This is a genomic window from Kordia sp. (assembly GCF_965283645.1).
GTDB lineage: Bacteria > Bacteroidota > Bacteroidia > Flavobacteriales > Flavobacteriaceae > Kordia.
Genome location: NZ_CBDIPG010000001.1, coordinates 2190418 through 2213995, shown reverse-complemented (window position 1 = coordinate 2213995; position 23578 = coordinate 2190418). Strand labels below are relative to the sequence as shown.

The window sequence follows — 23578 nt, the reverse complement described above, 5'->3', positions numbered from 1 at the left end:
CACTTTATAGGTTATCTCTTCTTGTTTGAAATGTGTAAAAAAGTTGTAAATATCTGAAACAGAGTACATTTTATGGTTTTACCGTAATTTTGTTTAACTTTTTATAAATATCTTTAAACAAAATCAACTAAAAATATATAACCATGAAAAAAATTACTTTCTTATTAGCAGTATTTTTTGCCGCAACAGCTTTTGGGCAAAATCAATCGTCTGGATCCGTTTTTTCTTCAATTTTCAATCCGATTCCACAACAATTTAGTGGACAAGAAATTTTTAGATTTCAACCAGGCTTGATCACACAATTAGATGCAGGAACAGCTTTTGACTTCAATACGAGTCAATGGTTTTCTATTGGTAAACTAAATACAGGTAGTCAGAATGTATTTGGGCTGCGCTTTCAATTAAAAAATAGAGCGTTAACAATGGGATATCAAGATACTGGCGATATAAATCCAAGAGTACAATGGGTTGGTGATTCTTTCGCTTCAGGAACCGACTTAGAATTTAGAGTATCGAATAGTTTTACATCTACAGTTTCTAGATTGGTTACTACCATGACAAATGATGGTAAAACCTTTTTTGGAATTCCATTAACAGCTCCTGATGCAACTGTTGGAGTAGATTTTAGTAGCTTCGGTTCAAATCGTACAGGGGTAACTACGCAAAACACTACAGGTTCCAGTGGAACTGTTACTGGAGTTAAAGCAATTAATACTGCATCTTGTTACATAAAAACGGGTGTGCAAGTTCAAAGTAGTGGAGGTGGTTATGCAGATACAGGTATAAGTGTCCGTGTTTCTGATGCATTTCAGAGTACAGGTGTAACAGCATTTGTAACTGGAAGTAGTAATGGTAGTACATATGGTGTTCGTGGATCAATTACAGGTCCTAGCGGTGTTACACCGACTGGTTTTGGAGCTGGAATTTATGGTAGTTCTCCAGCAAGCACAAACCGATATGCAGGGTATTTTAATGGTAATGTGGTTGTTACAGGAACATTTACAGCATCTGACAAAAAACTAAAAAATGATGTAAAAAGTGAAGAAAATGTATTAGACAAAATATCACAGTTAGATGCAGTTACCTATACTTTTAAAGAAAATGATCAATTAAACTTACCAAGTGAATTACAACATGGATTCTTAGCACAAAACATTGAAGAAGTTTTTCCTGAATTAGTAACAACTGTTAGAAAGCCAATTTTAGACAAAGACAACAAAGAAGTTGATGCATACGAATATAAAGTAGTAAACTACACGGGACTCATTTCGGTTTTAACATCAAGCCTTAACGAATTGAATGATAAAGTTTCTGCCTTAGAAAGTGAATTAGAAGATGTTAAAAGAGAAAACTCTAATAGTAAATCTGGCTTCAATAAGCAAGATCGAAAAGAACTCAATTTCTCAATGGAGCAAAACAGACCAAATCCTTTCACAAACCAAACAGTTATAAATTATACATTGCCAAGTAACACAAGAGCAACAATCTCAGTTTTTGATCTATCAGGAAAATTTATAAGAGACTACAGTTTAACAAATAATAAAGGTCAAGTTACAATCAATTCAAGTGATATAGGAAAAGGAATGTTCTTATATAGTTTAATTTCTGATAGTAAAATCATAATCACTAAAAAGATGATTGTAAAGTAATCTGATACAACTTAAAACTTTAGATCACATATTAACTTTAATAAACCAAAATCATGAAAAAAAGAGAAATCAAAAAAATCGCATTCAAAAAAAGCATCGTATCTAACTTAACTTCGGATGCTTTAAAAGGAGGAACAAGAACTTCAAACCTTTGTTCGGTAATATGTACAGGGCAATGTCCACCTATGAGCGAGGGCTGCTTTACACTAAATAATGCAAGTGCATGTAAATGCAAATAAAAGTGAAAAATAGGGAGTAAAACCCTAGCATGAAAAGCATCTTCAACACTGGAGATGCTTTTTTATTTCTAAAAATTTAACAGTCAATGAAACGTTAAATACGGTAAATCCGTAACTCACTCAAACTAAAGTTTTTTAATTTCATTAAGAATCAAAACTTTTACATCATGAAAAAAAAGAGTATCAAAAATTTTGTACTAAACAAAAAATCAATTTCTAACTTGCATGCAAGTCAAGGAATAGGAGGAGGAAAAGAAAATTCAATCAACTTCTGTATTCTAACCTTAGTTGATCAAAATGGAAACAATATCTGTTTACGAACAGTATTCAATTGTGACCGTACATGGCAACGTGGTTGTGTAAATACAAATGAAATAGACCCAAACACACTTCCAATTTGTTAACAATAAGGAATAAAAAAAAGCTTCTCCATTTTGGAGAAGCTTTTTAGTTTTAGAATCAAAAAAGATATATTATTTCTTAGTGACCTGAAGCTTTTTCTTTAGCATCGTTAGCCGCTTTCTTAGTATCTTCAACAGCTTTGTTAGCCGCTTCTTTTGTGTCTTCTACAGCTTTCTTAGCGCCTTCTTTTAAATCATTTGCTGCATCTTTCGTTTCATCAACAGCATCGTTAACTGCATCTTTTACATCTTTAGCAGTTTCTTTCACGGCTTCTTTAGTCGCTTCAGCCGCTTCCTTTACTTCCTCTTTTACATCTTTAGCCACTTCTTCAGTTTTTTCAGCGGCATCATCTGTCTTCTTCTTTACTTCTTCACATGAAGTTACGCCAAATACCAATGCAACGGCAAGTGCAACCTTTAAAATTACTTTTTTCATCTCTATTCTATTTATTGTTAAATTGTTGCGCAATGTTAAGACTTCTTTCACGGATAAACAAAGAATATTTTAACATCTTCTTAACACTCTTTGAAATTGTCACTTTTGTAGATAAAAGGTAAATTTTTGCGAAAAAATTAAAATTTGGAAAGATATTCCATAATAATGTTACTTGCATTTCCATGCGAATGCACATAGTTACGGTTAATGTCACCAACTTGCTTTCTAAAGTCAATATCCGTTAACAAGCGTGTCATTATTGTATCAAATTCAGTTTGAAGCTGTATAGAAAGAACTCCTTTTAGTTTTACCAACTCTTCGGCTTCTTTAAATCCTTTATAATGTTTGCCAATTACGACGGGAATTCCAAAAACAGCAGGTTCTAAGGTATTGTGCAAACCAGTAGTTCCCATGCCGCCACCAACATATGCAATAGTTGCATACCTATATATTTTGGTCAAAATTCCAATTGTATCCACAATAAAAACATCAAACTGATTTAAATTTTCATGTTGATCCATTTCTGAAAACAAAACTGTCTTCTTAGTAATATGATGTTGAAGTTTCTGAATTTCTTGCGATTTAATATTATGTGGCGCAATAATATATTTACAAGCTTCTGTTGACGAATTGATAAAAGGAACAAAAATGCTTTCATCTTCTTGCCAGCTACTTCCAATAACAACACACATTGAATCGCCTTTAAAATCAGCAATAAATGGTAATGAATTATCACGATCCAAAATTTCTAAAACTCTATCAAAACGTGTATCTCCACTAACAGTAACGTTTGTATATTGAATAGAATTTAACAACTTCTCAGACGCTTCATCTTGTACAAAAATATGATCAAACGCATGCAATGATTTTCGCATCCAACCTCCATACGACTTAAAAAACACTTGCGAATCTCTAAAAATAGTAGAAATAGAAATCGTATGAACAGATCGTTTTTTTAATTCTGCTAAATAATTCGGCCAAAATTCATACTTCACAAAAACAACTAATTCAGGCTTTACAATATCTAAAAAACGCTTTGCATTTGCTTTTGTGTCTAACGGTAAATAGGTAATAACATCTGCTACGCCACTATCTTTCTTAACCTCATAACCCGAAGGCGAGAAAAAAGTTAATACAAATTTGTGTGTCGGATATTGCTTTTTCAGTGCTTCTAACACAGGTAAACCTTGTTCGTATTCGCCCAAAGAAGCTGTGTGAAACCAAATAACGTTGTCTGTAGATTGAATTTTATTGGTTAACGTTTCAAAAACGGTCTTTCTACCTGCAACAAAAAGTCCAAGTTTCTTATGAAATAGTGCGACTATTTTTAAGAAGAAACCAGTAATGTATATCAATATGTTATAGATAAAATACAAAAGCAAAAAGTTTGATGCTAAAATACATTCTTTCAGGTAAATTCATTGGGTATCGTTGTACAATTTTGTAATATTGTTAGAACAAAAGAAAGATACGAATGAAGAAAATCCAAATGGTCGACCTCAAAGGTCAATACGCAAAAATAAAAGACCAAGTTGATCAATCCGTATTAGATGTAATTGCATCATCTGCATTCATAAACGGACCTGAAGTACATGCATTTCAAAAAGAATTAGAAGAATATTTAGACGTAAAACATGTAATTCCATGTGCTAATGGAACGGATGCATTACAAATTGCAATGATGGGACTTGGATTAAAACCAGGTGATGAAGTCATTACTGCAGATTTTACATTTGCGGCAACTGTTGAGGTAATTGCGTTACTGCAATTAACACCTGTATTAGTTGATGTAGAAAAAGATTCTTTCAATATAGATCCAGAAGCTATTCGCAAAGCAATCACGCCAAAAACAAAAGCAATTGTACCTGTACATTTATTTGGACAATGTGCTAACATGGACGCGATTCAAGAAATTGCTAAACAACATAATCTATTCGTAATTGAAGACAATGCACAAGCCATTGGCGCAAGCTATACATTTGAAGACGGAAGCGTTAAAAAAGCTGGCGGAATTGGGCATGTAGCGTCAACTTCGTTCTTTCCATCAAAAAACTTAGGTTGCTACGGAGATGGTGGTGCTATCTTTACAAATGACGACGATTTAGCACATACAATCCGAGGAATCGTAAATCACGGAATGTACAAACGATATCATCATGATGTTGTTGGTGTAAACTCTCGATTGGATTCCATTCAAGCAACCATATTACGTGCAAAACTTCCAAATTTAGACACCTACAATGCCGCACGTCAAAATGCAGCTAAAAAATACAACGCGGCTTTTGCTGGAAATGAAAACATCATTACGCCACAAATATCAAAAGTTTGTGAAAATCCAATCTGTGCAGGTTGCAACTGTCATGTATTTCATCAATACACATTACGAATTGTAAATGTTGATAGAGATGCGCTCGTACAACACTTAAACGACAACGGAATTCCTTGTGGTGTATATTATCCAATTCCGTTACACTTGCAAAAAGCATACAAAGACGATCGTTACAACGAAGCAGATTTCCCTGTAACGAATCAATTGGTCAAAGAAGTAATTTCATTGCCAATGCATACCGAATTAGAAGATGATCAAATAGAATTTATCACTAAAACGGTATTAGAATTTGTTACTAGATAAATAAAAAAGATACTCGTTAGGAACGAACCTAATACCAAAACCCAACATCCAAATTAGAAAAGTTTGAAAAAAATAGTTGTTACTGGCGGATTAGGTTACATTGGCTCTCATACAGTTGTAGAGTTGCAACAAGCAGGATTTGAAGTTGTAATTATTGATAACTTGTCAAACACTTCCATAGCTGTTTTAAACGGAATAGAAAGTATCACAGGAATTCGTCCAACGTTTGAAGAATTAGACTTGCGTGACAAACAAGCAACGGTTTCATTCTTTCAAAAACATGAAAACATTCAAGGAATCATTCACTTTGCGGCAAGTAAAGCGGTTGGCGAAAGTGTTGAAAATCCATTGTTATACTATGAAAATAATGTTTCAACGTTAGTTACGGTATTACAACAAATTCAATACAACGAAAACATAGCGTTTATCTTTAGTTCTTCATGCACGGTGTACGGTCAAGCCGAAACAATGCCGATTTCGGAAAATGCACCCATACAACAAGCGTTTTCTCCGTACGGAAACACCAAGCAAATTGGAGAAGAAATTTTACAAGATACTGCCAAAATTGCCAAAGGATTACAAGTAATATCATTGCGATATTTCAACCCAATTGGCGCACATGCAAGCACAGCAATAGGAGAATTGCCTGATGGTGTTCCGCAAAATTTAGTGCCTTTCATCACACAAACGGCTATTGGTTTGCGAAAACAATTGGCTGTTTTTGGAAACGATTATCCTACGAAAGATGGAACCTGTATTCGTGATTATATTCACGTGGTCGATCTCGCGAAAGCGCATGTAATTGCCTTAAAACGATTGCTAAACAAACAGCATGAAACGTATTTTGAAGTATTCAATATAGGAACAGGAACAGGAAGTTCTGTACTAGAAGTCATTCAAAGTTTTGAACGTGTAAGCAAACAATCACTTAACTATAAAATAGTAAATAGAAGAGAAGGCGATGTAATTTCTGCGTATGCAGATACGACTAAAGCAAATACTATTTTAGGTTGGAAAGCAACGTCTAGTTTAGATGAAGCAATGCTTTCAGCGTGGCAATGGGAACAAAAAATAAGAAAAACCAACTAATTAACCATAAACGAATCAAATGAAAAAACTACTCATATTATTCCTTGGAATACTTTGTTCTACAGTTGCTTTGGCACAAGAAACATATATTCATTGTGGAAAAATCATTGACACAGAAAGCGGAAAAGTACTCACAGAAAAAACAATTGTTGTTTCTGGAAACAAAATAACAAGTATTTCAGATGGTTATCTACAACCTAAAAAAGCAAACATTACAATGATCGACTTAAAGTCGAAAACGGTAATGCCAGGTTTGATAGACATGCACGTTCATATTGAAAGTGAAACCAATCCGAAAGCATATTTAGAAAAATATACACTAAATGATGCAGATGTAGCTTTTCGTTCGGTTGGTTTTGCAGCTGTAACACTAAAAGCAGGATTTACAACAGTTCGAGATTTAGGTGGAACAGGTGTAAATATTTCATTACGAAACGCTATAAATCAAGGAAGAGTTGCTGGTCCACGAATTTTTACCGCAGGAAAATCACTAGCAACAACTGGTGGACATGCCGATCCTACAAACGGAAATCGCAAAGAAATCATTGGTGATCCAGGACCAAAAGAAGGTGTCGTAAACAATATAAACGATGCGAAAAAAGCAGTGCGTCAACGGTATAAAAATGGTGCAGATGTCATTAAAATTACGGCAACTGGTGGTGTATTAAGTGTGGCAAAAAGTGGAAGTAATCCGCAATTTACGGTTGAAGAAATAAAAGTTATCTGTGAAACTGCAAAAGATTACGGAATGCACGTAGCGGCACACGCACATGGTGATGAAGGAATGCAACGCGCTATTATTGGAGGTGTAAAAACCATTGAGCATGGAACATATATGAGTGACGAAACAATGGAACTCATGAAAAAATACGATGCGTACTTAGTACCAACAATAACAGCAGGAAAAGAAGTAGAAGCAAAAGCTAAAATAAAAGGATACTATCCAGATATCATTGTGCCGAAAGCATTGGCTGTTGGACCAAAAATTCAAGGAACATTTGCCAAAGCTTATAAAAAAGGTGTTGGAATTGCCTTCGGAACTGACGCAGGTGTATATGAACACGGACTCAACGGAAAGGAGTTTGGTTTTATGGTAGAAGCTGGAATGCCAGCGATGGAAGCCATTCAATCGGCTACCATTACCAACGCAATGATTTTAGGAATGAAAAATGAATTAGGACAATTGAAAGCAGGTTTCTTAGCAGATATCGTAGCAGTTAATGATGATCCTACAGAAAACATTACTACGATGGAAAATGTAGTGTTTGTAATGAAAGACGGAAAAATATACAAGCAATAAACAGCTTAACTAAAATATATACAAAGAGGAGCGATTTTTTCGCTCCTCTTTTTTATCTTCAAACCTTTCTTTTACCAAGAAGTGTTACAGGTCCAAGGAAGGTCAGTAGGACAAAACCAAGCTGACGGACAATTGTCTATAACTGATGTACATGTGTACGTAAGTCTAGCACCTCCTTTTAGTTGACTGTTTTCCAAGTTAGAAATTGAGTTTTTACGAAGTTTTAATGACTTTACATCTCTTTTTTTCATGGTTTTATAATTTTTTAGGTTGTCTATATCTGTAAAATATAAAAAACACATAAAAATAGTTTACGGTATAGCCGTACTTAACACTTCAATCCTCTTTCTGTATAAAAATCTTAATATGGAAAAGGACACGTTTTTGGATCTACCGTTGGCGGACACCATGCTGTTGGACATGCATCAATAAACGATGTACATCCACCTACAGTAATTTTAATTGGTGGAGTTGGTTGTGGAAAAGTTCCTGAAATTCCTCCTTTTACATGCTGATCTCCTAATTTTGAAATTGAACTTTTACGAAGTCTCAACGATTTTACGTTTCTTTTTTTCATGACTTAAAAATTTATAGGTTAATAACTTGCATTAAATTATAAAAATCATTTTTGAATACTTTACGGTAAAGCCGTAGTTATTAATAGGTTCTTCATGGAAAGAAAAAGAACAAATAGACTTACTATTTAGTATCTAATGAAATTGTTTACTTAGGACATTCTACCAATGATTGGCATACGTAATTAAATGTTTGACATGTATTGTTTAATGTCTGGCAATTTTGAAGAAATGTACAGCCAAGCGCAGACGGGCAAGCGTCAATTTGTGAGCCGCAGATATTAAATTTTGTGATTTGCACAAGTCCTCCATTTATTTGATCAAGGTTTAAATGAGAAATTGAATTTTTACGAAGTTTTAATAATTTTACGTTTCTTTTTTTCATGACTTTAAAGTTTATAGGTTAATAGCTGACTTTTAAAATATGAAAATCATGGAGAAACAATTTACGGTTTAGCCGTAGTTAACATTTAAAAATTTAGTTACTATTTAACTTAAAATTGGGGAAGTAGCTATAATAGTTAATTGTTAAATAATATTAAAATCAATAATTAGCACTATATAATTAAGGCTTTAGGAACAATTTTTGTATTTTTATTAGCGTTAATCAATAAAGTAAATGATATAATGAGTCAGCGCGTAGATAGAAAAAAGGCAATTGGTAAGATGAAAAGTATTTCAAAGCGCCAACAAGGAAGAAGTAAATCTTCTTCTTATTTTGTTACTCTTGAAAAATTGGAAGATGCTGATAATTTGAGCTTTTTAGACAAAGTAACTGCACAAGGTACGCGTGTTGCTCATCAAAAGGCTACAGAAACATTTGATGAAATAGTATATGTAATTGATGGAGAAGTAATTCGGGAAACTAAAGGAGAAAAAAGAGAGGTTATTCAAGTTTTAAAACCTCGCAAAGTCACGAGAGGTGCTACACTTACCATTAGTAGAAAGGCTACTTAATGTTTAGTAAGCGATTACGGATGTTTGCAGGACCTAATGGATCTGGTAAAAGCACTGTTTACGATGTTTTGAAAAATAAGTTTGACGTCGGTGTTTATGTAAATGCTGATGAAATAGAGAAAAAATTAGCTGACTCCAAAATATTTTCTCTTACTGATTATGGATTAAGCAATCAAATTACAAGTGAATATTTTACAGCATTTATTGAAAATCATACTTTATATAAAAAAGTAACTGCCGCTGGTTTTGTAATAGATCTTCAATTTCAAAATGGTAAAATTTTGAATCCAAATCTTAAAACTCATTCATACGAAGCCTCAATTTTGGCAGATTTTATACGTAATGAACTCATAGAAAATGGTAAGAAACTAACTTTTGAGACGGTAATGTCTCATTCTTCTAAGTTAGAAACTTTAAGAAATTCAAAGGCGAAAGGCTATAAAAATTATTTATACTTTATATCTACAGAGAATGTTGAGATCAACAAACAAAGAGTTGACGAGCGCGTCATAAATGGCGGTCACCCTGTTCCTGAGGATAAGATTGAAAAACGGTATTATAGAAGTCTAACCTATTTATCTGAAGCCATTCAACACACTCATAGAACATTTATTTTTGATAATAGTGGAGATAATTCTGTGTTAGTTTTAGATGTTTTTAAAGGTGAGAAAATAACATTTCACTCAGATTCAATTCCGGTTTGGATGGATACTTATTTTTTAGAAAATTTATAATTATCACGATAGGTATTTGTGATTTTTTTAAGAATATTAAATTGGATTCTTTTTTTTAAGAAAAAAGGAATTTTGGTAAACTCAACAGTTTTGTTAGCTATCATTTTATTGATACTATGAACTTATCTATTTAAAATTGAATATTTCCAGCAGTCCAAACGAACCTTTCAGAAAGTAGTTTTCATAACACTTAGTATTCTTTACTAGTTTAGGAGTAAATAATTAGTAATCATAACACTATAACTATGAAAAAAAGACATTTAAAAAACTTGTCATTAAACAAAAAATCAATTTCTAACTTAGCTATCAAAGGTGGATTGCCAGGATATACTTGGTTTTGCCCAAGAGAACCGTTAACAGAAGCATTTGATTGTCGTGTACACCAACCACATACATCAAGAGATACGAATGGTGCGCTTCCAAGTGAATGTGAAAGTACTCCACTATAGTACAACGAAACAAAAAGTAGAAGTCAAAAGAAAGAGGTTGTCTAAAAAGACGTCATTGCGAAAGAAATGAAGCAATCTGTAAAATTTAAGTTATTAATTTACAGATTGCTTCGAAATTAAAAATTTCTCGTAATGACATAATTATTAGCTTTTTAGACAGCCTCTTTTTATTAGTTATGATATGGAAAATTCTTTTCGTTTGATAAAGGAAAAAATCAATAATCCTGTTCCTAACATCACAGAAACATCTGCCATATTGAAAATTCCAGTTTTAAAAACGCCACCTAAATCAATATGCATAAAATCGGTTACAGAACTGTATAAAATCCGATCATACAAATTCCCGATTCCACCACCAATAATACAGCACAATCCGAAAATCATATACTTATCTAAGTCTGTATTAACAATAATCATTCGTAAAATAAAGAACAATACTGCAATTGGTAGTAAAATTAAAAGAATAGCTTTCAATATTGGGTTTTCTAATGTAGATAAAAATCCTAGAAATGCGCCTTTATTTTCAGTTTTCATTAAAACTAAATATTCTCCTATCACATAAATTTGTTCCTTTGCATCAATGTGAGTTCGCGCCACTGATTTAGAAACTTGGTCACAACCAACGTTCATTAAAATCAGTCCGAAAATCAACAACATTCGAAACGTTCTAGAAATTTTCATAGCAATTGTATAAATTTATTCTTCTCCAAAAGTAGCACTTTGTGCGGCTACAGAACGATCAATTTTACGTAATAATCCCTGCAACACTTTTCCTGGGCCAACTTCTGTAAATGAAGTCGCTCCATCTGTAATCATTTGCTGTATTGATTGTGTCCACTTTACAGGAGCTGTTAATTGCGAAATTAGATTCTTTTTAATTTCAGTAGCATCGATTATTGCAGTTGTTGTCACATTTTGATAAATAGGACAATTTGGATTGACAAATGTTGTATTTTCAATAGCTGCGGCTAATTCTTCTCGTGCAGGCTCCATAAGAGGTGAATGAAAAGCGCCACCAACAGGTAATACCAAAGCTCTTCTAGCGCCAGCTTCTTTTAACGTTTCGCAAGCAGTATTGATGGCATCAATTTCTCCTGAAATCACAATTTGACCTGGACAGTTGTAATTTGCCGCAACCACAATTCCTGGAGTTTCACTACATATTTTTTCAACAACTTCATTATCTAAACCTAAAACGGCCGCCATTGTACTTTGTTGTGCTTCACAAGCTTTTTGCATGGCTAAAGCACGTTGTGAAACAAGTTTTAAGCCATCTTCAAAAGTTAATGCTCCATTGGCAACTAAGGCAGAAAGTTCTCCTAAAGAATGTCCTGCAACCATTTCTGGCTGAAATGTATCACCTAATACTTTACTTAAAATAACAGAATGTAAAAAGATAGCAGGTTGCGTAACTTTCGTTTGTTTTAAATCTTCCGGAGTACCTTCAAACATGATATCTGTAATATGAAATCCTAAAATATCATTGGCATCTTCAAAAAGACCTTGTGCAATATCTGATTTTTCATAAAGGTCTAATCCCATTCCTGTAAATTGAGCGCCTTGCCCTGGAAATATATATGCTTTCATGTGTATGTCTTATTTTTTCTTCAACTGTTTTAAATAGTCGAAAAAAGCGATTGTTTTTAAATTAGTTGATGCAAAAATAAAGAATTTTAAGGGAATATATATTTAGATTCTTTCATATGTAATAAAAGAGAATTCATAATCGTGTTTGGCATCTTTTGTATGAAGAGTGTTGGCAATTTCTTTCCATTCTTTTAAATCAATTTCTGGGAAAAAAGCATCACCTTCAAATTCGTGGTGTACACGTGTCAATTCAATTTTTGTAGCAAATGGAAGTGCTTGCCTGTATATTTCGCCACCACCAATTACAAATGGTTGCGCATCGTTTGTTGTTGCAATATGTACTGCATCTTGAATAGAATTTACAACAATGACACCTTTAGGTACTTGGTAGTCTTTTTGACGTGTTATGACAATATGTGTTCTATTTGGTAATGGTTTTGGGAAGCTTTCAAATGTTTTGCGTCCCATAATAATATGGTGTCCTGAAGTTAATTCTTTAAAACGTTTTAAATCATTACTCAAATGCCAAATTAATTCATTGTCTTTGCCAATGATATTGTTTTCAGCCGCCGCCACAATTATAGATAACGAACTTCTTGCTGGAATTGGTTGTGGTGTATTAATAATTTCATCCATTGCTTGTGTTTTAGCAATTTCAGTTTCTTGTTTTAAAAATTTTTGTTTTAGTTTTTCGATGCGAAATTCTTGCTTGGCAACTAATTTTTCCAATTGTTTTGCTTCCCAATCTTTTCCTAAGAATTTTTTGGTGATAAATACATCAAATGCATGAAATAAGAATACAAATAACCAAGCCAATACAGCCCAAACAAACCATTGAGTTTGAAACAGTGTAAAGTCTTCTCCAAATCCTAAAACTACATTTAAGAGGACTAAAAAAGCAGAACCAATAATAAAAATGACTAAATGATAATACAGTCGCTTTTTTTGCTTGATGCGTTTTTGCGCTGTTTCAATAAGTTCAAGTTGTTCTTGATCGATTTGCGTGGTAGGTTTATTTTTTTTGCCGAACATGTGACTTTAGTTTTTATTCCGCAGCATTTCTCAATAATAAATCAGCTTGAAACCAATAAGAAAAAGATGTGTTTACAGCTTTTCCTTGATGTGTCCCTTTTGAGAAACGAGGTAAAGTAGCTACAATTCTTTTAATTTCAGCTTTCATTTGCTCATTGCTTACACGTACACCTATATTTTCTATAGCTCCTTGTTTGTTTACAATGAAACGAACATATACATTATTATCAACAATATTTCTTTTTGCGGAAATTGACTTTGCAGTGTTTTTATCAAAGCTTTTTTGAAGGTACGCTTGAACTTTATTCTCAGTACATTTATTCTGTTGTTTTGTAGTGCCAGCATTCTCACATCCTGCAAATAATGGCGCGTTGTCCATTTGAGAATAATGAATAGTTCCATTAGGGCCTACTTTTATGGTTGACATATTTGTTGCTTTTTGAGCAAATCCAATATGAGCTATCAAACAAAATAAAACGGGAATAATTATTTTTTTCATCACTGTGTAATTTTTTTAATGATATAAAGATACTTTTCTTTTTTGAATACTGCATTCTGTTGATGCGAAAAGATGAAATTTCACTATGAAATGCAATTTATTTAGATGAATGTATTCTATAATTTGTCTGCGATATTTATATTTTACGCAATCGATATCGTTGAGAATCAGGTGAAAACCCTTTAAAATCGTATTGATAATCTGTTAATTAAAGGTGTGTTTTTTTTCATTCTTTTTGAATTTAATTGGAGTTTATTAGCAAAATCATAATTCTTTCATTTTTGTGAACTCATTCATTTGTTTGCGGAAAATTCTTCTATACATTTGACGATAACAAACACTTGAAATTATGGCAATTAAAAAGCAATATTTAAAAAGCAAACCTATATGTAAAGTAACATTTAGTGTTGCGGCAAAAGAAGCAGAAGCGGTTTCTGTAGTCGGAAATTTTAATGAATGGAATACAGAAGCAACGAGCTTAAAAAAGTTAAAAAATGGAACCTTTAAAGGTACTGTCGATTTAGAAAAAGACAACGAATACGAATTTAGATACGTAGTTGATGGTTTATACGCAAATGATGAACAAGCTGACGCATATAAGTGGAATGATTTCGCAGCTGCTGAAAACGGCGTATTAAGCTTGTAATTTTATATAACAATCACAAAAACGAGGCTGTCTGAAAAAATAGTCATTGCGAATGAAGTGAAGCAATCTGTGAAATTTAAATTATTGATTTACAGATTGCTTCGTTTTATAGTTTTTTAGCCAGCTCTTTTTTAATACCGCTAAACCACTCATATTTTAAAATACTTAGTACAATACTGTCTCGTCTACCAGTTGGTGAAGCGCAATTGCTCCGCAAAACACCTTCTTCTTTACAGCCAATACTTTTCATAGCCGCAATGCTACGTTTATTCGTATGATCTGCTCTAAACTCTACACGTTGAACTTTCATATGTTCGAATGCAAACTGAAGCAGTAAAAATTTACAATTCTTATTCAGTCCAGTACCTTGAAATTCTTTTCCATACCATGTATAACCTAAAGAAACTGCTTGATGTAGTTGCTGAAAATCATAAAAACGTGTACAACCTGCATAGGTGTTGAAACGCTTATCATATACAATAAAAGGATATGCTTTTTTTTCAATTCGTGCTTGAATTGCCGTTTGCATGTACTTTCTTAAATTTTCTTCTCCATCTGCTGGTGTTAAGGAATATTTCCATAATTCAGGTTCCTTCATAGAAAAAGGAAGAAGATGCTCAAAATCGTCCATGGTTAACGGGCGCAATTGGACAAAACCATTGTCTAAAATGTAGTTTTTATTAAAATCTAATAAAATCATATCTGATTAATTCGCTTCTATTATTTTTTTGCAGACTAATACTGCAATTTTTTCTTTCCGATACATTTCATGCGATTCATCATCAAAATGAGTAATGTTTTCACTGCTGAATTGATTACACCAATTATCAGATGGTTTGTGTGCATCATTCATTCCAAAATATAATTGAACAGGAATTTTAAGAATACTAGTTTCATGACGCAATCGTGTTGCAGAAATTGTATTTAATGATAATAAAGGTAATCCAAGTAATGCTGCTTTCCAAGCAATTATACCTCCAATACTAAAAGATAGTACGTGAATAGAATTCTTTTCTAACTGAAGTAATTGTTTTACAGCATTTTCAATTCCGAAAGAAACAAATTGTTGGTGTAAATGTTCTTGTGTGTATGTTGAAGTTTCGATTTTTCCTAATTCACAACAATCATAATACTGTATGTTAAATACAGGACTTAGTTTTTCTATATAGAATTGAATCCACGCCGATTTTTGCTTTCCCCATAAATCAGATAAAATAATTAGTCGTGGTTTCATGTGAATTAAATTGCCACAGCACCTTTAATACCTGGATGATGTTGGTAGTTTTCCAATTTAAAATCTTCAAACTTGAAATCGAAAATACTATTGATTTCAGGATTTATTTTCATGGTTGGTAATGGAAACGGCTCACGTGTTAATTGTAATTCCACTTGCTCAAAATGATTGCTGTAAATATGTGCATCACCAAAAGTGTGTATAAAGTCGCCATATTCATATCCACATACTTTTGCCATCATCATTGTTAACAACGCATACGAAGCAATATTAAACGGAACGCCTAAAAACACATCTGCGCTTCGTTGGTAGAGTTGACATGATAATTTCCCGTCTGCTACATAAAACTGAAAAAACGCATGACATGGAGGCAAGGCGGCTTTTCCGTTGGCAACATTTTCACTGAATGAAATTTTAGTATTTGGCAATACACTTGGATTCCAAGCAGAAACCATCATGCGTCTGCTATTAGGATTATTTTTTAACGTTTCAATTACTTCTGATAATTGATCAATACTTTCGCTATTCCAATTACGCCATTGATGTCCGTACACTGGTCCTAAATCACCATTTTCATCTGCCCATTCATTCCAAATACGCACGCCATTTTCTTGTAAATATTTTACATTTGTATCACCTTTTATAAACCATAAAAGCTCATGAACAATCGATTTTAAATGTAACTTTTTAGTAGTTACCATTGGAAAACCTTCATTCAGATCGAAACGCATTTGATATCCAAATACACTTTTTGTTCCCGTTCCTGTACGATCTCCTTTTTCATTTCCGTGCTCAAGTACATGTTTAACGAGGTCTAAATACTGTCTCATGGTGTTTTCTTTTAATAGTATAGCAATACAATTTATAGTTCGTAAAAATAAAAAAAACGCCTTGATTTTGAACTAAAGTGTTTGGATTTTATCAATAGGTTATTAACCATAATTAATTACGCCATAATTACTTCCTGAATAGTTTTCCTTCCATCGGAAACGTCATTGAATTTACTATAGTTACTTCGTTAAAATCTTTATGCATCGGATTGATTAAATAATTAAAACAAGAAGAAATCATAGCGGAAGGAACTTTCATAATTAAATGCTCTTTCTTTTCTATAAAAAAATCACCAAACCTTTGTGTAATTGCCAATTGATCAATCCATACTTTATCTTCAAAAAATGCTTCATCAATTAATAAATGATCTTCATCTGGTATTTCAATTTTAAGTAACGAATAATCTACTGGAATAAATGAAGGCGGAAGATATTGATGAATTTCTACAGCACACAAAGCTGGACTATCAGAAGTATACAACATTGGCGTTCCAAAAGAATTCCAACGATTATTTTTTTGTTTTCGTGAACTTTCTCCCGAAATATTAGTTGCGTATTTAGAACTGCAAACTCTGTAAACAATCATACGAAATTACCTGTATCAATTTTAAATAATTGCTCGCGGAGCATACTAATGCCTTGAAAAGTATCTACATATTCAATAGGAGCTTTACTTTGTAAAGCTGGAGATTTATAGTTGAGCCATTCTTCAACATTTTTTTCGTTTCCGAGAACATCTAATGCATATTCAATTAAGGTTAAAAAAGACAATAGTTTTTCAGATTTATTCTGATCAAGATTTCTTTTTTCTTTAAGAATACTTTGCATGGTGCGTTCGCTAATTCCAATAATTTCAGCCCATTTCCCATTGGATAATTTCAATAAATCATACACTTCTTTAAAATCATTGAATTCAATTCCATTTCGTGCAGATGCAATAGTGTCAATATCAGAATATAAAAAACGTCTTTGAAAATGTTCTTGTTTTTTATTTTTGGTTGCATCAAGTGCGATAGTTCTCGCGCTCATAAACACACTTTTTGCAGTATTTGTAGAATTTTGATACATAATACCTTGTTCTCCAACTTGTGCGTTTTTGGTTTGAATTTTTGGAACAGGAATAAAATTATCAACAGTAGGCTGAATGATTTTATCTAATATTTTGAAGAAATCAGTAGTTGATTTTTGATCTTTTGTATGTGTTGTTGCATTTTCCATAAATAAATTTACGAATTTTTTCGTTTTTAAACGACAATTTACAATTTTTATTAGTTTTTAAAGTTGATTTTATTTTTTGACAAAAGCAAAAGTGCATTTTATCCATAAGTATACTAGATAAAATGCACTTTGTATGTTTAATTTTATGAAGTGAGCTTGAATGATTATCCAATCAACATTCCTGCAATTGTAGCAGAAATCAGAGAAGCAATTGTTCCACCAATTAATGCTTTAATACCAAATTCTGATAATGTTTTACGTTGTCCTGGCGCAAGTGAACCAATTCCACCAATTTGAATTCCAATAGATGCAAAGTTGGCAAATCCACATAACATATAGGTTGCCATAATTATAGATTTGTTGTATGTTAAGTGCGTTGCGTTCGCTACGTTTTTCAATTCTGCTAATTGTATGTATCCAATAAATTCGCTTGCCGCTAGTTTAATTCCTAATAATTGTCCCATAAGTGACATATCTTGACTGTCAACGCCAATTAACCACATTAAAGGAGCAAAAAGATACCCTAATATAAATTCAAGCGATAATGAGTCATATGGAGTATTTGCGGCAATAATTTCATTAAGAGATGTAAAATGCCAATCAATATTTAAGGAAGTAATAGTGAACCCGTCAAAACCAGCAAGACCTCCCAAAATACCATTGAACATTGCAATAAACGCTACAAAAACGAGTAGCATTGCACCAACATTAACAGCAAGTTTTAAACCTTCTGTAGTTCCGTTTGCAATGGCGTCTAAAATGTTAGAACCTATTTTTTCTTGTGAAACTTCAATGTTGTTGTCAATTTTTTCTTGTTGTGGATATAATATTTTTGAGATAACAATCGCACCTGGTGCTGCCATTACAGAAGCCGCTAATAAGTGTTTTGCATATACCAATTGTAAATCAGGATCATCACCACCTAAAAACCCAATGTACGCTGCTAATACAGCTCCGGCAACTGTAGCCATTCCGCCAATCATGACCAGCAAAATTTCGGAACGTGTCATTCTTTCTAAATAGGCTTTTATTAATAATGGTGCTTCTGTTTGACCTAAAAAGATATTTCCAGCTACGGATAAGCTTTCTGCACCAGAAATTCCTAAAATTTTTGTCAAAACCCAAGCCATTCCTTTTACCAACCTTTGAATTAATCCTAAATAAAATAAAACGGAAGTTAATGCAGAGAAAAAGATGATGGTTGGTAATACTTGAAACGCAAATATGAATCCGAACGATTCCACATTCATCATGCCTCCAAACAGAAATTCACTTCCAGCTTTTGTGTAATTGAGGATGTTAATAAATACTTGTCCAATTCCTTCAAATACATTTTTTACAGCATCAATTTTTAATACTCCGATAGCAATAATTAACTGAAAGGCAAGTCCCAATCCGACAGTTTTCCAGTTAATAGCTTTCCGATTACTACTACATAAAAAAGCGATTACCAGAAGTACAAACATTCCTAAAATTCCTCTGATTAAACTTTTAGTGCTAAATCCTTCACTTGGTATAATTTGAGAGACCTCTGAATTTGTAGTTGCTGTAACTTGTGCTTCTTTTTCTTGTTTTTTTGTAAAATGATACGAAACACCTTTTTCATTAAACACCAAGGTAGAATCCGTTAATGAAGTAATTTTGTATTTACGAATTGTATCTGTTGGCTGGTTGTAGTAAAAAACTAATAAATTATTTTGATAGATATAATCTCCGCTAGCTTTTAAATTGTTTTTAGCCGCAAGTTGATATTGAAACTCTCCTGTTTTAAGCGTAAGTTTATCATTTTTAGCAATAGGAATGATGTTTTCACCAATCGAATTTTGAATGTTGCTAAAGTTCCATGTTCCGTCAATTTCTTGTGCATTTACACTAAAAAGCACACAAAAAACTGTAAGAATACTTGCTATAAATTTTCGCATATAAAATGGATTTTATTTTTTATTTTCTCTGTTAGAAATTTCATCTCGGAGTCTGGCAGCTTTTTCATAATCTTCATCTGCTACTGCACCATCTAACATATTGTATAATTCTTGAAGTGAAAGCGTTTTGAATCCGTTATCAGGATTATTTTCAACAACTTCAGTTTCTTCTTCTGTGAACAATTCGTCCACCACAATACTTTCTTTTTCGGCGGCTTCTTCCTCTTCTTGTGAAGTTAGCTTTAGAAAGATTCCTGCTTTGTCTAAAATTGTTTTGTATGTAAAAATAGGTGCGTCAAAGCGCAACGCTAACGCAATAGCGTCAGAAGTACGCGCATCTATGATTTCTTCAATTTTATCACGTTCGCAAATAATACTTGAATAAAAAACGCCATCCACTAATTTGTGAATTATAACTTGTTTGACAACAATATCAAATCGATCTGCAAAGTTTCTGAAAAGATCGTGCGTTAATGGTCGCGGTGGTTTTATTTCTTTTTCTAGCGCAATAGCAATTGATTGGGCTTCGAAGGCGCCAATGACAATAGGTAGTTTTCGGTCTCCATCAACTTCGTTCAAAATAAGCGCATAGGCTCCATTTTGTGTTTGGCTGTATGAAATTCCCTTAATATTTAGTTTTACTAAACTCATCTGTTTGTGAATGCATGAACATAAAAAAAGGCTGTCTAAAAAAAGGGATTAACCATTTTAGACAGCCCTTAGTTGGGCACAATTTAAAAAAAATTATGCGTTATTCGCTTTAAATTCTTTCAATTTTTCGATTAGTGCTGGTACTACTTCAAAAGCATCTCCAACAACACCGTAATCAGCCGCTTTGAAGAAAGGAGCTTCAGGGTCTGTATTGATGACTACTTTTACTTTAGAAGCATTGATTCCAGCTAAATGTTGAATGGCTCCAGAAATTCCAATTGCAATGTATAAATTAGAAGCTACTGGTTTTCCAGTTTGTCCAACGTGTTCTGCATGTGGCCTCCATCCTAAATCGGAAACTGGTTTTGAACAAGCCGTTGCAGCACCTAAAACGTCTGCTAGCTCTTCAACCATTCCCCAGTTTTCTGGACCTTTTAATCCTCTACCTGCTGAAACAACAACATCTGCATCTGCAATGGTAACTTTTCCAGTTACTTTGTCTACGCTTTCAACTTTTACTCCAAATAATGAGTCATCTAAATTTGGCGAGAACGATTCCGTAGTAGCGGCACCATTGTTTTCAACCAATCCAAAAGCATTGTTAGAAACTCCAACAATTTTCACATCAGAATTAATTTCTGTAAAGTTGAATGCTTTGTTTGTAAACGCTGTTCTTTTTACTGTAAAAGGACTTATGCTCGTTGGCGCGGCTACTACATTAGAAGCGTAACCAGCTTGTAACGCTACAGCTAAGCCTGGTGCTAATGTTTTACTGTCTGCGCTTGAGCTTACAATAACTACTTTTGCACCTTCTTGTTGTGCTGCTTGTTGTACAACTGAAGCGTACGCTTTAGCGTTAAAGTCTTTTAAGTTGTCTGCAACTACATTTAATACTTTATCAACACCGTATGTTCCTAATTCGGCAGTATCTTCTGCATTTATAGTTACTGCTGTAACTGTTGTTCCTAATTGGTTAGCAACTTCTTTTGCGTATGAAGCAACTTCAAAAGCTGCTTTTTTAAGTTTTCCTTGATCTGATTCTGTATATACTAAAACTGACATAAATTTTTCTTTTAAAATTTATCCTGAACTTGATTCAGGATCTGATTAACCATATTATTTGATTAGTTCAAAAGATTCCGAAATGAATTCGGAATGATTTAGTCTTACGACTTAAATCACTTTTGCTTCATTGTGAAGTAAATTAATTAATTCATCAATATTAGCTGCATCAACTAGCTTTACAGCTCCTTTTGGCGCAGGTTTCTCAAATTTTACAGCAGTAGTTTCTTTTCCAGCATCTGTAGCATCTACAACTGTTAAAGGTTTTTTACGTGCCATCATAATTCCTCTCATATTCGGAATACGCAAGTCACTTTCTTCAACCAATCCTTTTTGTCCACCAATTACTAATGGTAAAGATGTATTTGAAGTTTCTTTTCCTCCGTCAATTTCACGAACAGCTTTTGCTGTAGTTCCGTCAACTTCTAAGCTGATACAGTTGTTTACAAAATTAGCATCAATTAATTCAGCTAACATTCCAGGAACCATTCCTCCATTATAATCAATAGATTCTCTTCCTGCAATTACCAAATCATACCCACCATTTTTTGCAACTGCCGCTAATTGTTTAGCAACAAAAAATCCGTCTGTTGCTTCTGCATTCACACGGATAGCGCCATCAGCTCCAATAGCTAATGCTTTGCGTAATGTTGGTTCAGTTTCAGCTCCACCTACATTTACAACATCTACAGATGCTCCTTGCTTTTCTTTGAACCACATTGCACGCGTTAATCCAAACTCATCATTTGGGTTAATTACAAATTGTACACCATTGGTATCAAATTTAGTATCTCCTTCTGTAAAATTAATTTTTGAAGTAGTGTCAGGAACATGACTAATACATACTAATATCTTCATTGGGATTATATATTTTTAGTGTTTTTTGAAATTTTTTACGAAGATACAGATAATTTCTCTAAAAATGCTATGCATGCATAGTAAATTTCAATTATTTTTTGTTTTTAGACTAAATTTTTTAATTATCTGCAATATATATGTCGTTTTAAAGCTAATTCAGCATATTTTTATAATAATAAACTTAGCGTTTTCTTTTTAATTTGATTGACATTTCTTAAAATCAATCGTATTTCAAAATAATTTTCTTCACATACACTATTTAATTGCAATACTAAGCATTATAATTTTTGTTATTGTTTTAGATAAGAAATAGTTGCGACTATTTTTTATAGAAGTTTATTTCAGTTATAAGTTCAAAGAAATTAGGATGATTTTTTTATTTTGAAGCTAACGAAGATTCCGTAAAGATTTATCATTTTTATTAAAGTTATCACAAAAACACATGACTTTGAGAAATGTTTGATTTAGGAACTCTCATTTTTGGAATTAATTGTTATTTTTGTTTTTCACTTTTTTAAAATAACATCAATTGTATGAGAACAATACAGTTTAGAGAAGCGGTAGCCGAAGCTATGAGCGAAGAAATGCGAACAGATGACAGCATTTACTTAATGGGAGAAGAAGTTGCCGAATATAATGGAGCCTATAAAGCTTCAAAAGGTATGCTTGATGAGTTTGGAGCTGACAGAGTTATTGACACACCAATTGCAGAGTTAGGTTTTGCAGGAATTGGAGTTGGTTCTGCTATGGGCGGAAACAGACCTATTATTGAGTTTATGACGTTTAACTTTGCATTGGTTGGAATTGACCAAATCATCAACAACGCCGCAAAAATGCGTCAAATGTCTGGTGGACAATTAAATATTCCTATTGTATTTCGTGGGCCAACAGCTTCTGCAGGACAATTAGCGGCAACGCATTCACAAGCTTTTGAAAGCTGGTTTGCAAACTGTCCAGGTTTAAAAGTAGTTGTTCCTTCTAATGTATATGATGCAAAAGGATTGTTAAAAACTGCGATTAGAGATGACGATCCTGTTATTTTTATGGAATCTGAGCAAATGTATGGTGATAAAGGAGAAGTTCCTGAAGGAGAATATACAATTCCGTTAGGAGTTGCCGATATTAAACGTGAAGGAACAGACGTAACAATTGTTTCTTTTGGGAAAATTATCAAAGAAGCATACGTAGCTGCGGATGAGTTAGCTGAAGAAGGTATTTCTTGTGAAGTTATTGATTTACGAACAATTCGCCCAATGGATAGTGCGGCAATTATAACGTCCGTAAAGAAAACAAATAGATTGGTTATTTTAGAAGAAGCGTGGCCGTTTGGAAATGTTTCTACCGAAATTGTGTATCAAGTACAAGCACAAGCATTTGATTATTTAGATGCGCCAATTCAAAAAATAAATACAGCTGATACACCAGCTCCATATTCTCCAGTATTGTTGGAAGAATGGTTGCCTAATAAAAATGATGTTATCAAGGCTGTAAAAAAAGTTATGTACAAGTAAGATAGTATTTTAACATAAAAAAAGCTTCATCGGCATGTTTGTTGATGAAGTTTTTGTTTTTTAAAAC

The 23578-nt window shown here is 33.1% G+C and carries 28 protein-coding genes; 10 read left to right on the top strand and 18 right to left on the bottom strand.

Going from position 1 to position 23578, the window contains the following annotated elements; genetic code table 11:
• Positions 1-143 precede the first annotated feature (143 nt).
• Entirely contained in the window at positions 144-1649 is a 1506-nt protein-coding gene (locus ACQ654_RS09755; RefSeq protein WP_430410140.1) for a tail fiber domain-containing protein, read from the top strand.
• A gap of 406 nt (positions 1650-2055) precedes the next feature.
• On the top strand, positions 2056-2292 hold the full coding sequence (locus ACQ654_RS09750; protein WP_430410139.1) for a hypothetical protein: 237 nt from the start codon (positions 2056-2058) through the stop codon (positions 2290-2292).
• A gap of 76 nt (positions 2293-2368) precedes the next feature.
• On the opposite strand, the gene ACQ654_RS09745 is transcribed toward ACQ654_RS09750, so the two are convergent.
• Both ACQ654_RS09745 and ACQ654_RS09740 read right to left on the bottom strand, forming a co-directional pair.
• Positions 2369-2725: a hypothetical protein gene (locus ACQ654_RS09745; protein WP_430410138.1), complete on the bottom strand. Its 357-nt coding sequence runs from the start codon at positions 2723-2725 to the stop codon at positions 2369-2371.
• 137 nt (positions 2726-2862) lie between these two features.
• Complete coding sequence (locus tag ACQ654_RS09740) at positions 2863-4101, bottom strand: 3-deoxy-D-manno-octulosonic acid transferase (protein ID WP_430410137.1); 1239 nt, start codon at positions 4099-4101, stop codon at positions 2863-2865.
• Between the two features lie 98 nt (positions 4102-4199).
• On the opposite strand from ACQ654_RS09740, the gene ACQ654_RS09735 reads away from it, so the two are divergent.
• The 3 genes from ACQ654_RS09735 (at position 4200) to ACQ654_RS09725 (ending at position 7746) form a co-directional block, all read left to right on the top strand.
• On the top strand, positions 4200-5357 hold the full coding sequence (locus tag ACQ654_RS09735; protein WP_430410136.1) for a DegT/DnrJ/EryC1/StrS family aminotransferase: 1158 nt from the start codon (positions 4200-4202) through the stop codon (positions 5355-5357).
• 63 nt (positions 5358-5420) lie between these two features.
• Positions 5421-6446: a UDP-glucose 4-epimerase GalE gene (gene galE / locus ACQ654_RS09730; RefSeq protein WP_430410135.1), complete on the top strand. Its 1026-nt coding sequence runs from the start codon at positions 5421-5423 to the stop codon at positions 6444-6446.
• A 19-nt stretch (positions 6447-6465) separates the two neighbouring features.
• The gene (locus ACQ654_RS09725) at positions 6466-7746 is read left to right on the top strand and encodes an amidohydrolase family protein (protein ID WP_430410134.1); all 1281 of its coding nucleotides are present in this window, start codon (positions 6466-6468) and stop codon (positions 7744-7746) included.
• A gap of 71 nt (positions 7747-7817) precedes the next feature.
• Here the strand turns inward: ACQ654_RS09725 and ACQ654_RS09720 are convergent, their stop codons facing one another.
• From ACQ654_RS09720 to ACQ654_RS09710, 3 genes are all read right to left on the bottom strand, one after another.
• The gene (locus tag ACQ654_RS09720) at positions 7818-7997 is read right to left on the bottom strand and encodes a hypothetical protein (RefSeq protein ID WP_430410133.1); all 180 of its coding nucleotides are present in this window, start codon (positions 7995-7997) and stop codon (positions 7818-7820) included.
• 110 nt (positions 7998-8107) lie between these two features.
• Positions 8108-8323 carry a hypothetical protein gene (locus tag ACQ654_RS09715; protein WP_430410132.1) on the bottom strand — a complete coding sequence of 72 codons (216 nt, stop codon included), beginning with the start codon at positions 8321-8323 and terminating at the stop codon, positions 8108-8110.
• A 146-nt stretch (positions 8324-8469) separates the two neighbouring features.
• A complete protein-coding gene (locus ACQ654_RS09710) occupies positions 8470-8706 on the bottom strand; it encodes a hypothetical protein (protein ID WP_430410131.1) in 237 nt (78 codons plus the stop codon).
• A 281-nt stretch (positions 8707-8987) separates the two neighbouring features.
• Here ACQ654_RS09710 and ACQ654_RS09705 point away from each other — a divergent pair, with 281 nt between their 5' ends.
• The 3 genes from ACQ654_RS09705 to ACQ654_RS09695 all read left to right on the top strand — a co-directional run bounded on the left by ACQ654_RS09705 (position 8988) and on the right by ACQ654_RS09695 (position 10461).
• A complete protein-coding gene (locus ACQ654_RS09705; protein WP_430410130.1) occupies positions 8988-9278 on the top strand; it encodes a hypothetical protein in 291 nt (96 codons plus the stop codon).
• A gap of 20 nt (positions 9279-9298) precedes the next feature.
• Entirely contained in the window at positions 9299-10012 is a 714-nt protein-coding gene (locus tag ACQ654_RS09700; RefSeq protein WP_430410129.1) for a zeta toxin family protein, read from the top strand.
• A 245-nt stretch (positions 10013-10257) separates the two neighbouring features.
• On the top strand, positions 10258-10461 hold the full coding sequence (locus tag ACQ654_RS09695; RefSeq protein WP_430410128.1) for a hypothetical protein: 204 nt from the start codon (positions 10258-10260) through the stop codon (positions 10459-10461).
• 174 nt (positions 10462-10635) lie between these two features.
• Here ACQ654_RS09695 and lspA read toward each other — a convergent pair whose 3' ends face one another.
• The 4 genes from lspA to ACQ654_RS09675 form a co-directional block, all read right to left on the bottom strand.
• Entirely contained in the window at positions 10636-11142 is a 507-nt protein-coding gene (lspA, locus tag ACQ654_RS09690) for a signal peptidase II (RefSeq protein WP_430410127.1), read from the bottom strand.
• 15 nt (positions 11143-11157) lie between these two features.
• Entirely contained in the window at positions 11158-12048 is an 891-nt protein-coding gene (gene fabD / locus ACQ654_RS09685; RefSeq protein WP_430410126.1) for an ACP S-malonyltransferase, read from the bottom strand.
• A 102-nt stretch (positions 12049-12150) separates the two neighbouring features.
• A complete protein-coding gene (locus tag ACQ654_RS09680; RefSeq protein ID WP_430410125.1) occupies positions 12151-13080 on the bottom strand; it encodes a dihydrofolate reductase in 930 nt (309 codons plus the stop codon).
• Positions 13081-13093: 13 nt separating this feature from the next.
• Entirely contained in the window at positions 13094-13579 is a 486-nt protein-coding gene (locus ACQ654_RS09675; RefSeq protein WP_430410124.1) for an energy transducer TonB, read from the bottom strand.
• Positions 13580-13928: 349 nt separating this feature from the next.
• On the opposite strand from ACQ654_RS09675, the gene ACQ654_RS09670 reads away from it, so the two are divergent.
• A complete protein-coding gene (locus ACQ654_RS09670) occupies positions 13929-14225 on the top strand; it encodes an isoamylase early set domain-containing protein (protein ID WP_430410123.1) in 297 nt (98 codons plus the stop codon).
• 106 nt (positions 14226-14331) lie between these two features.
• Here the strand turns inward: ACQ654_RS09670 and ACQ654_RS09665 are convergent, their stop codons facing one another.
• The 9 genes from ACQ654_RS09665 to ACQ654_RS09625 all read right to left on the bottom strand — a co-directional run bounded on the left by ACQ654_RS09665 (position 14332) and on the right by ACQ654_RS09625 (position 22000).
• Positions 14332-14925, bottom strand: coding sequence for a GNAT family N-acetyltransferase (locus ACQ654_RS09665; RefSeq protein WP_430410122.1), 594 nt, complete (start codon positions 14923-14925; stop codon positions 14332-14334).
• A 6-nt stretch (positions 14926-14931) separates the two neighbouring features.
• Positions 14932-15459, bottom strand: a complete 528-nt coding sequence (locus ACQ654_RS09660; protein ID WP_430410121.1) for an alpha/beta hydrolase — start codon at positions 15457-15459, stop codon at positions 14932-14934.
• 5 nt (positions 15460-15464) lie between these two features.
• Positions 15465-16289: a thymidylate synthase gene (locus tag ACQ654_RS09655; protein ID WP_430410120.1), complete on the bottom strand. Its 825-nt coding sequence runs from the start codon at positions 16287-16289 to the stop codon at positions 15465-15467.
• A 127-nt stretch (positions 16290-16416) separates the two neighbouring features.
• The gene (locus tag ACQ654_RS09650) at positions 16417-16875 is read right to left on the bottom strand and encodes an RES family NAD+ phosphorylase (RefSeq protein WP_430410119.1); all 459 of its coding nucleotides are present in this window, start codon (positions 16873-16875) and stop codon (positions 16417-16419) included.
• Positions 16872-17507 carry an antitoxin Xre-like helix-turn-helix domain-containing protein gene (locus tag ACQ654_RS09645; RefSeq protein WP_430410118.1) on the bottom strand — a complete coding sequence of 212 codons (636 nt, stop codon included), beginning with the start codon at positions 17505-17507 and terminating at the stop codon, positions 16872-16874. The genes ACQ654_RS09650 and ACQ654_RS09645 overlap by 4 nt, the downstream gene beginning before the upstream one ends.
• Positions 17508-17671: 164 nt before the next feature.
• Positions 17672-19429, bottom strand: a complete 1758-nt coding sequence (locus ACQ654_RS09640) for a nucleoside transporter C-terminal domain-containing protein (RefSeq protein WP_430410117.1) — start codon at positions 19427-19429, stop codon at positions 17672-17674.
• Between the two features lie 12 nt (positions 19430-19441).
• Positions 19442-20080 (bottom strand): bifunctional nuclease domain-containing protein, encoded by a 639-nt coding sequence (locus tag ACQ654_RS09635; RefSeq protein WP_430410116.1) that lies wholly within the window; start codon positions 20078-20080, stop codon positions 19442-19444.
• A gap of 93 nt (positions 20081-20173) precedes the next feature.
• The gene (locus ACQ654_RS09630; protein WP_430410115.1) at positions 20174-21142 is read right to left on the bottom strand and encodes an electron transfer flavoprotein subunit alpha/FixB family protein; all 969 of its coding nucleotides are present in this window, start codon (positions 21140-21142) and stop codon (positions 20174-20176) included.
• A gap of 111 nt (positions 21143-21253) precedes the next feature.
• The gene (locus ACQ654_RS09625; protein WP_430410114.1) at positions 21254-22000 is read right to left on the bottom strand and encodes an electron transfer flavoprotein subunit beta/FixA family protein; all 747 of its coding nucleotides are present in this window, start codon (positions 21998-22000) and stop codon (positions 21254-21256) included.
• A gap of 533 nt (positions 22001-22533) precedes the next feature.
• Here ACQ654_RS09625 and ACQ654_RS09620 point away from each other — a divergent pair.
• Positions 22534-23511, top strand: a complete 978-nt coding sequence (locus ACQ654_RS09620; RefSeq protein ID WP_430410113.1) for a pyruvate dehydrogenase complex E1 component subunit beta — start codon at positions 22534-22536, stop codon at positions 23509-23511.
• The last annotated feature ends 67 nt before the right edge of the window (positions 23512-23578 follow it).